Below are 15,438 nucleotides of genomic sequence, written 5' to 3' on the forward strand. Positions count from 1 at the left end.
CAAATCTCAACTTATTAAGGTAAATGCATGGCCAAAAGTGACAAAATAAACTTTTCTACTCCTAGCGGATTCCCAGAATTTCTACCTAGCGAAAAGCGTTTAGAATTATATTTGCTCGATACCATTCGTAGAGTTTTTGAAAGTTATGGATTTACGCCGATAGAAACCCCTGCTGTAGAACGTTTAGAAGTACTACAAGCTAAAGGAAACCAAGGTGACAATATCATTTATGGTATCAATCCCATCCTGCCACCAAATCGCCAAGCCGAGAAAGATAAATCTGGCGAAACTGGTTTAGAAGCAAGGGCATTAAAATTTGACCAAACAGTTCCATTTGCAGCTTATATTGCTCGTCACCTCAATGAATTAACCTTTCCCTTTGCCCGCTACCAAATGGATGTAGTTTTTCGGGGAGAACGAGCAAAAGATGGGCGTTTTCGTCAGTTTCGTCAATGTGATATTGATGTAGTCGCCCGTCGTGAACTTAGTTTACTTTATGATGCTCAAATGCCTGCAATTATCACTGAGATATTTGAAGCAATTAATATTGGTGATTTTGTCATACGCATTAATAACCGCAAAGTTCTTACAGGCTTTTTTAAATCAGTGGGAATTGCTGAAAATCAAATTAAATCATGTATTGGTATTGTTGATACTTTAGAAAAGATTGGTGAAAATAAAGTAAAACAAGATTTAGAAAAAGAAGGTATTTCAGTAGAGCAAGCTGAAAAAATTATTGATTTTATTAAAATAGATGGTTCAGTTGATGAGGTATTAGATAAGCTCAAGCACCTCGCAAACAATTTACCAGGAAGCGAGCAGTTAAGCTTGGGAATTACCGAACTAGAAACGGTAATTGTAGGCGTGCGTAATCTTGGAGTTGCCGAAAATCGTTTTTGTATTGATTTATCCATTGCGCGGGGGCTTGATTACTATACCGGCACAGTTTACGAAACAACTTTATTAGGACATGAAGCTTTAGGTAGTATTTGTTCTGGTGGCAGATATGAAGAATTAGTAGGAGTATTTTTGGGTGAAAAAATGCCTGGTGTCGGCATTTCTATTGGCTTAACTCGCTTAATTAGTAGATTGCTCAAAGCAGGTATTCTCAGTACATTAGCTGCAACGCCAGCCCAAGTGATGGTAGTGAATATGCAAGATGATTTAATGCCCACTTATTTAAAAGTTTCTCAACAACTGCGTCAAGCGGGAATTAATGTTATAACTAACTTTGATAAGCGTCCCTTAGGCAAACAATTTCAGTTAGCAGATAAACAAGGAATTCAATTTTGTGTGATTATTGGTTCTGAAGAAGCAGCAGCACAAAAATCCTCACTTAAGGATTTAAAAACAGGAGAGCAAATAGAAGTTTTACTACAAAATTTGGCAGAGGAAGTTAAAAGCAGACTTGCCTAAAATTTGATTTATAAAGTACTTCCAAAAAAATTATAGTGGTTCACTATCTAGGGAGGTATGTTTCAAAGCTAGTAACATATTCCTTTCTTTCATCGAAAAGCATCATGTGACGGGTTTTTATTGGCTTATTACTCGTCCCACTGGCGAAAAATCCGTGCCATTATTTTTAACGAAAGCTGGTACATTTACTGATTCTACAGATATCCTGCACTATCTTGACGCGATCGCTCCAACTAGTCAGAGACTTTACCCTGCTGATACTGAATTACGCCGCGGGCTGTAGTACATAATGAACTACGGAATACTATTTCTGGGGCATTTGCGTTGCGTTTATTTCGTGAGGAAAGGCGAAATAGTTTTCGCTGAACTAGCTTGGTTCAAGGATGAAGGTGAACATAGATACTGAGACAGATCGGATTCTATAGTGTTGTATCATATCCAGTGAAAGAGTTATTCATATCACAGTGGGCAGGTAGCAAGGGGGAAAAGAATTTTAGATTTTTGTACAGATATATCGAACGATCGTTAATTCACTGGACTTAATGTCATAGAGGGCTTTTAATATTTCAATCCGATCTCCATTGGCACAATTATATTTTGTTCCACGAATACTTTCACAGAGATAACGGGGCGGGTATTGAAGCCAGTCATCAAACAGGCTGGACAGGATTAGTCGCCGCGCTAATTCTCCCAAATGCTGAATACCGAGCGCAAGAGCAGCATGGAAACATTTAGAAAACATTTACCCGAATACTTAATGGAAGCAGCAGAACTGGGATTATTTCTGATTGCTGCGGGAGTATTTACCTGTGTGTTTGAGTATCCTGGTTCCCCAATTCATCAAGCAATTCCCAATGGCGATTTGCGTCGGTTTTTAATTGGTGTGGTCATGGGAATAACGGCAATTACCCTGATTTATTCGCCTTGGGGCAAGCAATCCGGCGCACACATGAATCCTGCTGTCACGCTCACGTTCTATCGTCTGGGAAAAGTCAAACGTCAGGATGCTATTTTTTACATTCTGTTTCAATGTTTGGGCGGTTTGTTTGGGGTTTATTTGGTGGCATTATTGCTAGGTCAGGTGTTCACTAAAGTGCCTGTGAATTATATTGTCACTGTCCCAGGAACATCAGGGTGGGTTATAGCTTTATTGGGCGAGCTAGTCATTGCATTTGTAATGATGATGACCGTTTTACTAAGTAGTAACAACCAGAAACTCAATCGCTTTACAGGTCTATTTGCCGGATTTCTGGTAATGCTTTACGTTTTTTTTGAAGCTCCTCTATCGGGCTTTAGCATGAACCCTGCTCGTAGCCTTGCTTCTGCATTACCTGCCCACATTTGGACAGCATTTTGGTTATATGTAATTGTGCCACCTGCGGGGATGTTTCTGGCATCAGCAGTATATCAATATTTATTTGGCAAACGCGCCGTCAAGTGTGCCAAATTGCATCACGACAATCACAAACGCTGTATTTTTCGCTGTGACTACAATCGTCACGGCAAAATCGATTTGAGTGACTCTCTGCCAATTCCAGGAGAACAATCATGACAACGAACACTCATTATGATGTGATTATCATTGGTACTGGAGCGGGTGGTGGCACTTTGGCCTATCATCTTGCACCCAGTGGCAAAAAAATTTTAATTTTGGAACGAGGTAAATTTTTACCCCGAGAAAAGGAAAACTGGAGTGCGCTAGAAGTTTACCAAAAAGAAAGGTATCACACTCCAGAGCAGTGGTATGACGTAAATCATAAACCCTTCCGTCCAGCAATGAATTACTGGGTTGGTGGTAATACCAAAGTTTACGGTGCAGCGTTGTTGCGATTACGGGAACGCGATTTTGAAGAGGTGGAACACAAGGACGGCATTTCACCAGCATGGCCATTAAAATACCGCGACTTTGAAGCGTACTACACTCAAGCAGAGCAGCTTTATGATGTTCACGGTCAAGGGGGTATCGATCCCACCGAGGCAGCTAGGAGTTTACCTTATCCCTATCCTCCCGTACACCATGAACCCCGAATACAGGAACTTGTTAACGGTCTGAGGGAAGCTGGTTTGCATCCCTTCAATCTGCCGTTGGGATTGAAACTTAATGAAGTAGATAAAAGCCTGGGGAACTGTATTCGTTGCGATACCTGCGATGGCTTTCCTTGTTTGACTCAAGGTAAAGCTGATGCTGAAGTTAATTGTATGCAGCCCATTCGCCATCATGAAAATATTACTTTACTGACTGAAGCCAAAGTCACACGGTTACATACAAGTCCCTCTGGTCGAGAAGTCACCCGCGTAGAAGTTGAGATTAACGGCGAAACTCAGTTCTTTACAGGTGATATTGTTGTAGTTGCTTGCGGCGCGATTAACTCAGCAGCATTGTTATTGCGATCGCACAATGACCAACATCCCAACGGATTAGCAAATAGTTCCGATCGGGTGGGGCGCAACCTGATGAAGCATATTTCTATGGCAATGGTACAACTAAATACAAAACTCAATCCATCTGTTTATCAAAAGACGATCGCCATTAGTGATTTTTATTGGGGCGAGTCTGATTTTCCCTACCCAATGGGCTTGATACAAAATACTGGTAATGTATTGGCAGATATGCTACCCGCCGAAGTTCCCTCACTGCTGGCTCCACTATTAAGGCTGCGACCGGGGGCAGAACTGAAAACAGTTGCCGACCATACAGTTGGTTGGTGGTTGCAAACAGAAGACTTACCCGATCCTGAGAATCGCGTGCAGGTCAAGGAAGAGCGCCTTTACTTAAACTATAAACCCAACAATTTAGAAGCAAGCGATCGCCTAGCTAAACGCTGGGTAGGTGTTCTCAAGCAAGTCGATCGGGCAGAACACTGTATTCCATTTAGCCTCTATCCCCGCAACATGATGCCACTGCAATCAGTTGGTCATCAATGCGGTACTTGTCTTTTTGGAGAAGACCCAACAACCTCCGTACTGGATCTGAATTGCCGTACCCATGACGTGGATAATCTCTATGTTGTCGATGGCAGTTTCTTTCCATCCAGTTCCGCTGTTAATCCCACGCTGACCATTATTGCTAATTCATTGCGAGTTGGCGATCGTTTACTAGAGCGCTTGAAATGATCCACATTCAGGAGGCGACGCGACACTGAGCAGCCCCTTAAAGTAGACATCGCTAGGCGAGGCGTAATCCATCATTCCCCAATCGATTCTCTCTTATTGGAGGACTGGGGAAAGGGGAAAGGGAAAAGGGTAAGAGATTTAAACCCTTTCCCCCTGCCCCTTATCCCCACTTCGTGGGGGCTCCACCTTCCCCCTTCCCCTTTACCTCGCAAAGTTCACTTGGCGAACAACTAGGACTTATGCATTGACCAGAATTTCCCGTCGCGTTGAGTTTCTGTATACGTAAAGGTCGGAGATTTGATAAAAGCTGATATGCTGATAAAGGCTGGATTAAACCAATATACTTGCTTGTTAGTCAAAATTAAAATAGATCGCAAGTCTATTTTTAAGGGATGTAAAAATACAGTTGTGAAATCTTCTTAGGACTGAATTTCGTAGCTGTTGCAATCCAGTGGTTGGTCTTTGGCATTTTGTAACCATCAGTACCTAGATTTTCACAACACAATATTCAAGATTTTGCTGACATCAATCACTGATGTCAGGTTGATTGTAAATCATGAACTTGTAAAACAATGCACAAAACAAAATCTTCAAAGACTAACTCATCTACCTATTCCAATTCCTCAGCACCAAACTCACACCTTCAACTAGCGTATAGACCGTTTACTAGTCAACCCCCAAAAGTATCAGATGCAGCAAAGACATCAACTGATATAGAAGATGTTGCCTTTGCAGAACAACAGATGGAGGCAACTGGACTTGAAATACAAGCTAAGTATGGCTCGATTACGCCCGAAGGACAGGAGCGCCTAACAGTTTTACAAGCCAAGATGGACGGACTATTGAATTCTCGATTGTCACACGCAACCCTATTTGGTCATAATATCGCCAATATTCCACTTCATAGACCAGATAGACCAACACCAATTCAAGCAAAACTGACGATTGGAGAGCCTGGCGATAAGTATGAACAGGAAGCTGACGAAATTGCTCGTCAGGTCGTGCAACGACTTCATCAACCACAGGGCGGAAAACTTCAGCGTGAGTCTTTGCCTGAAGAGGAAGAACTCCAAATGAAGTCGATGGTGCAACGTGCAACAGAAGGGGGAATGGCTGCATCACCTTTGGAAACGTCAATACAACAAGCGCAAGGGAGTGGACAACCACTGGCTGATAGTATCAAGTCCCCGATGGAGCGTCATAACTTGAGCCGAGTAAACCAGGCATAATATCAGGATAATTCGTTTTGGTAAATTGAATTCCTTGATTCTTATGACAACCAAAATTGTCGATCAACTCTTAGCTGACTGGAAAAATAAAATTCAAGTAGTTAGCCAAAACCTATTCGATCTACAAGAACTCCCAGTATATCAACGCCTTTGCGGGAGTCCTGGTTTTGCTAAAGTTCATTTGACAGGCATTACTGCTCTAAAAGTGACTCCAGCGTTGGAGGCAATGAACGATTTATTTCAGTACTTTGACCTATTGGTGCAAACAATAGATCGAGCCAGTAGATTGCGGCAGCAATTACCACGATTTTTGGCAACAGAGGAAAAAATTGATGAAATTAAACAACTATTAACAGGCACTTCGATTCATCTGTCTGTTGTGCAAACGCCATTAGCACAGAGAGAGTTACTGACTGTGACTCAACAAGCAAACGCGATCGCTCCTGCACAATTATTAGAAGTAATGAATCAGGCTTTTTCTGTAGCCAGAGATGCAGTTCTAGCGGTTGATGCCGCTTGGACAAATCTAGAATTTATACTCCAAGATGCAGAATCGCAAATTATCTTAGGGCAAAACTTAGCCGCATCACTCAATCAAGATTCTAGGAATGAACTGGTACAAGCTCATGAAGCGATCGCTTCCCTACGAGAAAGGGTTGAGCAAGATCCTTTGGGAGTGAGTGCAGAGATAGATCGGCAACTCAAACCTTTATTGGCACAAGTTAAATTAGTCTTAGAGCAAGCCCAAAAACAACAGGCTCAGATACAAGAAAAACTAGCGATCGCTCACAATTTATTAGAACAATTAATTAGACTTCACTCACAATCTATTGCCGCTTTTACGGAAAGCCAAGAAAAAGTTTTGTATCTAACAAAGCACACTCCATTAGCGCAAGAGCAGATAGATGCCCTTAGCCAATGGCTCACACGCTTACAAAATAAGCTAGAGGAGGGTTTAGTTAGTCCAGTTATGCTCGGTTTAGATAATTGGATAGCCAAAGCCAAAGAATACATAACTTTAGAGCAACAGACATACACAGCTAATAGTACTTTGTTACAAACTCGTCGGGAGTTACGTGGACGACTGGATGCCCTCAAAGCTAAAGCCTTAGCGCGGGGATTGATTGAAGATATTACCTTGGTTGATTTAGCCCAAAAAGCAACGCAACTCCTCTATATCCGCCCAACTCCATTAGACAAGGCATCGGAATTAGTTTCCCAATATGAAAAACGTTTAAACAGCCAATTTTAGGGGAACAATAAAGCAAATATCTGGTGAAAAAGATCGGGAGAAGAATAACCAATGATTTATGACTATAGATTTAGGAGACTTCAATGAACAGTCTTCGCTGTCTGCGGAATGGATGTACTGGCACTATTGAAGATGACTACTGTAATGTCTGTGGGTTAGCAGCATTAAAATCTCTAGATGTCAGCCAGAAACAAAATGCCTCACAAACACTCAGAAGTTCACCAATTACCACAGCCACAGGCTCGTCTCCATTAACCAATCGTTCCAAGGGTTCGCGGCGTACCAGTAGCACTTCTGCCCGTAGTAGTCGCAGACAACTAGGAGCGGGATTAACTTCTGTACCAGAACTGCCTTCAACGGAACCAGAAAAAGCGATTCTTACTAACCCAATGGTGCCGGAGAATAAACGCTTTTGTAGTAATTGCAATCATTCTTTGCGACGAGAAAACGGATTTTGCAGCAAGTGTGGGCAGAAGTATTCTTTTATTCCGACTCTGAAGCCTGGCGATGTAGTTGTTGGGCAATACGAAGTCAAAGGAGCGATCGCCTATGGTGGTTTAGGATGGATTTATTTAGGCTTCGATAAAACTTTATCTCGCTATGTAGTACTGAAAGGATTGCTCAACAGCGAAGACGCATCTAGTGCAGCCGTCGCCGTGGCAGAAAGACAATTCCTCGCAGTAGTAAAACACTCTAATATCGTGGGAATTTATAATTTCGTTAACCACGGTAATGAAGGTTTTATCATTATGGAGTATGTGGGCGGTAAAACCCTCAAAGAAATCCGCAAAACTCGCGGCGCGTTACCCGTAGCAGAAGCGATCGCATATATTCACCGTATCTTGGGAGCTTTTGCCTATCTACATTCCTTGGGGTTGGTATACTGCGACTTCAAGCCAGATAATATCATGATCGAAGACAACGACGTGAAATTAATCGACTTGGGTGGTGTCCGTCGCGTTGACGATCCCAATGGTGATATTTACGGTACAGTGGGCTATAGCGCTCCTGAAGCCGGCGAAGGCCCAACAATCGTTTCCGATTTATTTACCATTGGCAGAACTTTGGCGGTGCTGCTTACCGAGATTAAAGGTTTTAGTAAGGAACATTTATACACACTTCCCAGCCCCCAAGAAGAACCTTTATTTGCCCAACAAGAATCACTGTATCGCTTTCTGATTAAAGCCACCGCCGAAAATCCTGATGACCGATTTCAGTCAGCCGATGAAATGGCAGATCAGTTATTGGGTGTACTGCGGGAAGTTGTTGCAATTTCTACCAATATTCCCCGTCCCACCACCAGTAACCTGTTTGGCGGCGATATGTTGGCCATTACCCACAGTGGAAGTTTTGAACCAATTAAGCCAGAATATCACCAATTACCGATACCAATATTGGATGCTACCGATCCGGGCTTTAATGCAGTCCTAAATGCCAGCGCGATCGCCGATCCAGTCCAGCGAGCCGTCGGTTTAGATGTTGTTGTCAAGCAATTCCCCAAATCAACTGAAGCATTGTTGCGCTTGGCAAATACCTTAATTGATACTAATGATTACGAAGAAGCAGAACAAGCTATAGCCCAAGTCGTAGCCAAAGATCCTTGGGATTGGCGGAGCTTTTGGTATCGTGGGCGATCGCTGATGGCGCAAAATAAACCCGCAGAGGCGCAGAAAGCATTTGACCAAGTTTATTTTGATTTACCAGGAGAATTAGCTCCGAAACTGGCGCTGGGGTTAGCCGCAGAACTTGCCGAAAATTACCAATTAGCAATTAAGATGTATAGTTTGGTGTCCCGCACCGATCCGAGTTATGTATCAGCAGCTTTTGGGTTAGCACGTTGCTTTTGTGCCACTGGAAATCGCAACGGTGCTGTAGCAGCTTTGGAAAATATACCGCAAACTTCTAATTTATATACACGAGCGCGAGTAGAGATTGCCCGGACTTTAATCAACGGCGATCGCTCGGCTCCAGGTACTCAAGAACTCAAAGCCGCTTCTGTGGCCATTGAAGCACTGACATTAGAAGGTAGCGATCGCTATCGCCTGACTAAACAAGTATTAGAAACTGCTCTCAATTTAATCACCTCCCGCCAACTCCAAGCTGCTGCTGATTTAACAATTTTGGGGCAGCCATTACAAGAAGTGCATCTGAGAAAGGGATTGGAAAAAGCCTTACGCGACATGGCGCACCTCGCAACTAAAGACGAAAAAATCTCTTTAGTCGATGAAGCTAATCGGGTACGTCCTAGAACCCTAATTTAAATAATTCGTAATTCGTAATTAAGTTTTGTGACGGGGATTTAGCTTAGGCATCAAAACGCGCTGTCTGTAGAGACAGGGGACTTAAACCCCCAAAGTTCGTTAAACCTAATGAGGGCAAATTATGCAATGTATATGTGGTGCATCCATCTTAGCTGATGATAAATTTTGTGAAGAATGCGGTACACCTTTAACGGCTAGTAAACCGCCAACTGCGATCGCTAAATGTGAAAAATGTGGTGCAGGAATCGATTCTGAAGGCTACTGTTGCCAATGTGGATTTCGCCAAGAACCACCAGTGCATGATTGGTTAGAAGTAATAATTAATTCACAGCTAGCCGGAGTTAGCGATCGCGGACTCAAACATAGCCGCAATGAAGATTTCCTCGCTTTACAACAACTCAATGACAGTCAGCCAAATATTCTCGTAGTTTGTGATGGAGTTTCTAGTTCCGAAAAACCTGATTTAGCTGCTAAAACTGCTGCTGAAAGTACTTGTCTGGCTCTAGCGAATGCGTGGGAAACAGGGGAAAATTCCGCTTCGGTAATTAAATCAGCTTTTGCTACTGCTTTAGCCAATGTATGTAATATTTCTTATAGAAATAGTGGAGATTTAGAACCACCATCTACAACTATTGTGGCTGCAATTGTTCAAGAAAGTATCGCTACTATTGGCTGGTTAGGTGATAGTCGCGCTTACTGGATTTCTGCTCACAGTCACCAACAATTGACTCAGGATGATTCCTGGTTAACTGAAGTAGTCGCAGCCGGAAAAATCAGCGAAGTAGAAGCTAGACTATCTCCCAAAGCTCATGCAATTACGCGCTGGCTGGGAGCAGATGCCGTTGAGGATGCTGTTCCCTCAATTGTGAAGTTTACTATTCCTGGTTCTGGATATCTGATTTTGTGTAGTGATGGATTGTGGAACTATACCTTAGATGCAGCACATTTAGCTAACTTAGTGCAGCAATCGCCCGTTCAAGATGCGATCGGCATATCTCGCACTCTTGTAGAATTTGCCCGTAATTGTGGTGGACATGACAACATTACTGTTGCTGTTCTCTGTTTATGAATTAAACTCTCAAACAAACAAAACACTATGTCTCATCAATTTAAAGCCGAAGTTTTTCAAAACCAATATCTACCCCAAGGAGCCAGAGAAGTTGATGCCATTATGACCATTACCGTCGAAAAAGGTGATAGTGCGATCGCAACTGGACACAATGGCAGACTTTTTGGCATCATCTGCGACACATCCGGTTCAATGGGAGGTGACAAGATACATGCAGCCAAAGATGCAATGACCAAAATTGTGAAATTGCTCCCAGAGGATGCCCATTTCTTCATCGTCACTGGTGCTGGTAAAGCCACTGTAGTTTTTCCTGTTTCTCCAGCCACAATAGAAAAAAAGCAAGAAGCGATCGCAGCTATTAAGAGTACTCTCGCTAATGGTGGTACTCTCATGTCTACTTGGTTGGCTCAAGCCTTAACACAATTCAAAAAGATGCCTAGCGCAGTTCGTCAAGCACTACTGCTCACCGATGGGCAAAATGATGAATCTGATGAGAAATCCTTGAAGAAAGTTTTACTTGAATGTGAAGGTGTCTTTCAGTGCGACTGTCGTGGTGTCGGAACTGATTGGCGAGTTGCTCAACTTCAAGAAATTGCCAGCAAACTTTTAGGGACAACCGATATTATTCCTAACGCCGCAATGATTGAAAGTGACTTCCGCGCCATTTTGGAAAAAGCTATGAGTAAAAATGTTAGCGATGTCGCTTTACGTTTATGGACACCGCAAGGAGCCAAAGTCTTGTTTTGTAAACAAGTTAGTCCCGATATTGTTGACCTTACCCACCGCCATAAACCTGTCAAGCCTCAGATGGTTGATTACCCCACTGGAGCTTGGGGAAGTAACGAGTCTCGTGATTACCACTTCTGTATTGAAGTTAATCCAGGCAATATCGGTGATGAAATGTTAGCAGGTCGAGCGAGTTTAGTATACACCCTCAACGGCACAGAAACTAAAGTTGCAGAAGCACGTATTTTGGCAACCTGGACTGATGATGAAGCCAAATCGACCAAAATCGATCGGCGAGTTGCCCACTATACTGGACAAGCAGAACTGGCTCAGTCAATTCAAGAAGGATTGGAAGCTCGTGCTAGGAATGATATTGAGCTTGCTACTGCCAAATTAGGCAAGGCAGTAAAACTAGCCCATGAATCAGGGAATGAAGCCACAGCCAAACTACTGAAAACCGTAGTTGAGATAGAGGATGCACCGACAGGAACAGTCCGGTTGAAGCGAGAAGTCGCCAAAGAAGATGCAATGGCATTGGAAACACGTTCCACAAAAACGACTCGAATTGCTAAATCTCCGAATTAATTGTTATTGCTAAATACAAACGGCTTATACCGATTTAAAAAATTACTTCAGTAACTATGTCAATCTATCAATGTCCTAAAGGACATGAATCAACTGAATTAGATTTTTGTTCAGAATGCGGTACTAAAATTCTCGGTGTACCTGAACTTCCATTCGTCCAAAAAACAATTAACTCAACAGTAACACCAACCAAAGCCACAGAAAATTGCCCAGATTGTAGTACCGTCCATGAATCAAATAGTGGCAATTTTTGTGAAATTTGTGGTTACAACTTCGTCACTGGGGCGCATGGTGAAGTACCCATTGCCAAACGCACCCAAGAAGAAGAAATGGGAACAAGTCGACAGACGAATACCAATAATTCTGGGTCTGGATTAATAGATTCTCAATTGTTAGTTATTGGTTGGGATGTAGTTGTCTATATTGACCCATCTTTACGCCATCCCGAAAGTCCAGAACCACCGATAAATCAACTACCAATTACATTTCATCTCGATAAGACAATTAACTTAATTGGTCGCAATAGCGAAGTTAGAGCAATTCACCCAGAAATTGCTTTAGATTTTGATGATGCTGTCTCACACCGCCATGCTTTGCTGACGTTAGAGACAGACAATACATTAACTCTCCGTGATATTGGTTCTGCGAATGGTACACAATTAAAAGCTGTGGAATTGAAGCCGATGGTAGACATAAAACTTCAGGATGGAGACGAATTTACCCTTGGACATTGGACTCGGATCGCGGTGAAAGCTGTTCGGAAATTAGGATAAACCTGCAAATAAAATATATGAGTAAAATCATCGCTCTTTTAAGTCAGAAAAATTATAAATTTACGACTCCAGAACGACTTCAGGTAGGATTATACTTAACCGGAGCAACCAGTTTACTATTACTGATTGCGATTATTAGCGCAGTTCAAGGGCAAAGACACGCGGTCAAAACCGTTGGTGAAGATTCCACACCCAGCATCGTCACTGCTCAACGCCTCAAAGACGCATTTGCCGGTATGGATGCTAATGTCGCTAATGAACTTTTAGTACCAGCAGGACAAAACCAAGATGCAGTCAAAGGTTACGAAGAGAGATACCAAAAAGCTGCTGAAAGATTAGTTGCTGCTGCTGAGAATATCACCTATGCAGATAAAGAGCGAAAACCCATTCAGACGATGCAACTCGGCTTAGGTAACTACATAGCCCAAATTCAGCAAGCACGGGATTTTCACGCACGCGGTGATACTAACGCGATGCTGGTTGCTTACCGTGCAGCTACGGAACTTATGGATAAAACCTTACTGCCAGCAGCCGACGAGTTAGATAAAGTAAATATACAAGTTTTAGAAGAAACTTATACCGAACAAAAGGTTGCCGCTAATAATTCTTTGATCTTACTTTTTGTTTCTGGGGCAGCACTGATAATTGTGCTATTAGGGATTCAGATATTTCTGAGTCAAAGGATGCGCCGCACCCTCAATCCTATGCTGTTGGTTGCCACAGCGATCGCCTTGGCCTTATTAACTTATACCACAGTCACGTTGCTGGCCTCTGCGGAAAATCTGAGGACGGCTAAAGAAGATGCGTTCAATTCTATGCACGCTCTGCGAGAAGCTCGTGCTAATGCCTACATTGCTAATGCTGCCGAAAGCCGCTATTTGCTTGACCCAGCTTTTGCCACCAACTACGAACAAGCTTTTTTCAGCAAAATAGCTCAAATTGCCCAAATTCCTCAAGGCCAAACTGCTCAAACCATAGCATCTGCCTATAATTCTCAGGGTAAAAAGATAGATGGTTTTAAAGGTTACATTGCTGACGAACTGAATAATATCACCTTTCCAGGTGAAAAAGAAGCCACCCTCGCCAGTCTCGTGAGTTTGGGTAAATACCTTGCTATTGACCAACAAATTCGCCAATTAGAGCGCAGTGGCAAGCATCAAGAGGCGATCGCTCTGTGCGTCGGAAATAAGTCTGGACAGTCCAACTGGCTGCTTGAAGAGTTTAAAACAGCTAATCAAAAGACATTTGATATCAACCAAGCAGTCTTCGATCGAGCAATTCACCAAGGTTTCAGCAATCTAGATGCTTTTGAGATTAAAACAGCGATCGCAGCAAGTACAATTGTGCTTCTGAGTTTCTTGGGATTATTACCGCGTCTCAAAGAATACTCCAATTGATGTAACTACTGAGTTATAGCATTTAGATAATGTAAAAAATATTGAGATTAGTTTCGTAGTGTACCCCTCCGAGGCAGCAAGCTACGCGCAGCATCTCGAAGAGAGGACTTTAGTCCTCAAATCAGGGCTGTTCGCCTTGGCGGAGACTCTCTAAGAGTTGCGTTCCCGTAGGGTAACCCTGACTACAAACCTTGCATTATTCACGCTACTCTACTTATGTGGATTGAACAAGTTTACAGGTATTCAAAATATGACGCAACTAACCTTAGTGATTGGCAATAAAAATTATTCATCTTGGTCACTCCGTCCTTGGCTGGCGATGAAGCAATTTGGCTTGGAATTCAAGGAGATTCGGATTCCACTTTATAGTTCAAACTCATCATCAAAAATTCGGCAATACTCGCCATCTGGAAAAGTACCTGTATTATTACACGATAACCAAACTGTATGGGATTCTCTTGCTATTTGTGAATACTTGGCTGAAACTTTTCCGACTTCGCAATGGTGGCCAGAGAATAAAATAGTAAGAGCTTTTGCCCGTTCTATCACTGCCGAAATGCACTCAGGGTTTCAAAATCTGCGTCAAAATATGCCGATGAATTGCCGTACTAAATATCCTGGCAAAGGTTTAGTATCTGGGGTACAACAAGACATTGACAGAGTTACTAGTATCTGGAAAGAATCACGCCAAAATTTTGGGGTTAATGGTAATTTTTTATTTGGTAATTTCACAATTGCTGATGCCTTTTTTGCCCCGGTTGTTTTGCGGTTTGTGGCTTATGATGTGCAGTTAGATACTGTTTCTAAAGATTATGTTGACGCAGTTTTGGCACTGACGGCAATGCAAGAGTGGATAAATGAAGGAAAGAGTGAAACAGAAATTCTTCCTCAATTCGAGTTTTAAGAGAATGGCAAGCACAAATAAAATATTTTAATTCGATAATATTTTATCGTATGGAGTTGCCAAAGTTAATCAAATCTCCTACTCATTAATTATGACTCCTGAATTCTGACTGATGAATTCTTTATTTAGTGGTGTCGCTAAACCATCAATGCTGATAAGATTTTTCTGCTGTTGATATTCTCGAACTGCGTCTTCGCCTTTTTTACTAGCCCAGTTTACTAGAGTTTGACGTTGACCTTGATATTCATAAAGTGGTACGCCAAAACCACAAGATGTCTGTACTTGTTGGATATCAGCGACAATAATTTGACGAGTTCCAGCTATCGGGGTAAACAGAGAGTAGAGAGAATTCCAATCTGGAGAACTCGGTAAAATTGTGTTTCCTTGACCATAAAGACGCAAGATACAGGCGGGTTCTTGAAAGGCACAAAACATAAAGGTTATTCGCCCGTTTTCTTGCAAATGGGCTGAAGTTTCGTTACCACTACCTGTAAGGTCTACATAACCTACTTGGTTAGGAGAGAGGATACGAAAGCAATCTAAACCTTTAGGAGAAAGGTTTATATGACCTGTAGAACTTAAGGGTGCAGAGCCAACGAAAAAAATGTGTTGGGCAGCAATAAAGCCTTGCAGTTCCTCAGTAATACAATCAAAAAGTTTAGCCATAGACTATCTGATTTCTATTTGCAGATTTTCCATCTTTTCAGCCTAT

The 15,438-nt window shown here is 42.3% G+C and carries 13 protein-coding genes and 1 pseudogene; 13 read left to right on the forward strand and 1 reads right to left on the reverse strand.

Annotation, left to right across the window (positions count from 1 at the left end; all coding sequences use genetic code 11):
* Window positions 1-27 precede the first annotated feature (27 nt).
* From hisS to ACFG4S_RS07270, 13 genes and pseudogenes are all read left to right on the forward strand, one after another.
* Window positions 28-1,416, forward strand: a complete 1,389-nt coding sequence (gene hisS / locus ACFG4S_RS07210; RefSeq protein ID WP_392534141.1) for a histidine--tRNA ligase — start codon at window positions 28-30, stop codon at window positions 1,414-1,416.
* A gap of 154 nt (window positions 1,417-1,570) precedes the next feature.
* On the forward strand, window positions 1,571-1,699 hold the full coding sequence (locus ACFG4S_RS07215; protein WP_392534142.1) for a hypothetical protein: 129 nt from the start codon (window positions 1,571-1,573) through the stop codon (window positions 1,697-1,699).
* Window positions 1,700-1,968: 269 nt separating this feature from the next.
* A pseudogene (locus tag ACFG4S_RS07220) lies at window positions 1,969-2,151 on the forward strand (hypothetical protein); the annotation flags it as partial.
* Complete coding sequence (locus tag ACFG4S_RS07225) at window positions 2,138-2,968, forward strand: MIP/aquaporin family protein (protein ID WP_392534143.1); 831 nt, start codon at window positions 2,138-2,140, stop codon at window positions 2,966-2,968. The pseudogene ACFG4S_RS07220 and the gene ACFG4S_RS07225, both read left to right, overlap by 14 nt.
* Window positions 2,965-4,530 carry a GMC oxidoreductase gene (locus tag ACFG4S_RS07230; RefSeq protein WP_392534144.1) on the forward strand — a complete coding sequence of 522 codons (1,566 nt, stop codon included), beginning with the start codon at window positions 2,965-2,967 and terminating at the stop codon, window positions 4,528-4,530. The genes ACFG4S_RS07225 and ACFG4S_RS07230 overlap by 4 nt, the downstream gene beginning before the upstream one ends.
* A gap of 572 nt (window positions 4,531-5,102) precedes the next feature.
* Complete coding sequence (locus ACFG4S_RS07235; protein WP_392534145.1) at window positions 5,103-5,759, forward strand: hypothetical protein; 657 nt, start codon at window positions 5,103-5,105, stop codon at window positions 5,757-5,759.
* A gap of 43 nt (window positions 5,760-5,802) precedes the next feature.
* Window positions 5,803-7,011: a hypothetical protein gene (locus ACFG4S_RS07240; protein WP_392534146.1), complete on the forward strand. Its 1,209-nt coding sequence runs from the start codon at window positions 5,803-5,805 to the stop codon at window positions 7,009-7,011.
* 83 nt (window positions 7,012-7,094) lie between these two features.
* Window positions 7,095-9,272, forward strand: coding sequence for a tetratricopeptide repeat protein (locus tag ACFG4S_RS07245; protein WP_392534147.1), 2,178 nt, complete (start codon window positions 7,095-7,097; stop codon window positions 9,270-9,272).
* 121 nt (window positions 9,273-9,393) lie between these two features.
* A complete protein-coding gene (locus ACFG4S_RS07250; RefSeq protein WP_392534148.1) occupies window positions 9,394-10,341 on the forward strand; it encodes a PP2C family serine/threonine-protein phosphatase in 948 nt (315 codons plus the stop codon).
* Between the two features lie 27 nt (window positions 10,342-10,368).
* Window positions 10,369-11,652, forward strand: coding sequence for a VWA domain-containing protein (locus tag ACFG4S_RS07255; RefSeq protein ID WP_392534149.1), 1,284 nt, complete (start codon window positions 10,369-10,371; stop codon window positions 11,650-11,652).
* 56 nt (window positions 11,653-11,708) lie between these two features.
* Window positions 11,709-12,425 (forward strand): FHA domain-containing protein, encoded by a 717-nt coding sequence (locus ACFG4S_RS07260; protein ID WP_392534150.1) that lies wholly within the window; start codon window positions 11,709-11,711, stop codon window positions 12,423-12,425.
* Window positions 12,426-12,442: 17 nt separating this feature from the next.
* A complete protein-coding gene (locus ACFG4S_RS07265) occupies window positions 12,443-13,822 on the forward strand; it encodes a hypothetical protein (protein ID WP_392534151.1) in 1,380 nt (459 codons plus the stop codon).
* Between the two features lie 250 nt (window positions 13,823-14,072).
* Window positions 14,073-14,726: a glutathione S-transferase family protein gene (locus tag ACFG4S_RS07270; protein ID WP_392534152.1), complete on the forward strand. Its 654-nt coding sequence runs from the start codon at window positions 14,073-14,075 to the stop codon at window positions 14,724-14,726.
* Window positions 14,727-14,804: 78 nt separating this feature from the next.
* Here ACFG4S_RS07270 and ACFG4S_RS07275 read toward each other — a convergent pair whose 3' ends face one another.
* A complete protein-coding gene (locus ACFG4S_RS07275) occupies window positions 14,805-15,392 on the reverse strand; it encodes a pyridoxamine 5'-phosphate oxidase family protein (protein WP_392534153.1) in 588 nt (195 codons plus the stop codon).
* Window positions 15,393-15,438 lie beyond the last annotated feature (46 nt).

It is taken from the genome of Nostoc sp. C117 (genome assembly GCF_043099735.1).
Lineage (GTDB): Bacteria > Cyanobacteriota > Cyanobacteriia > Cyanobacteriales > Nostocaceae > Nostoc.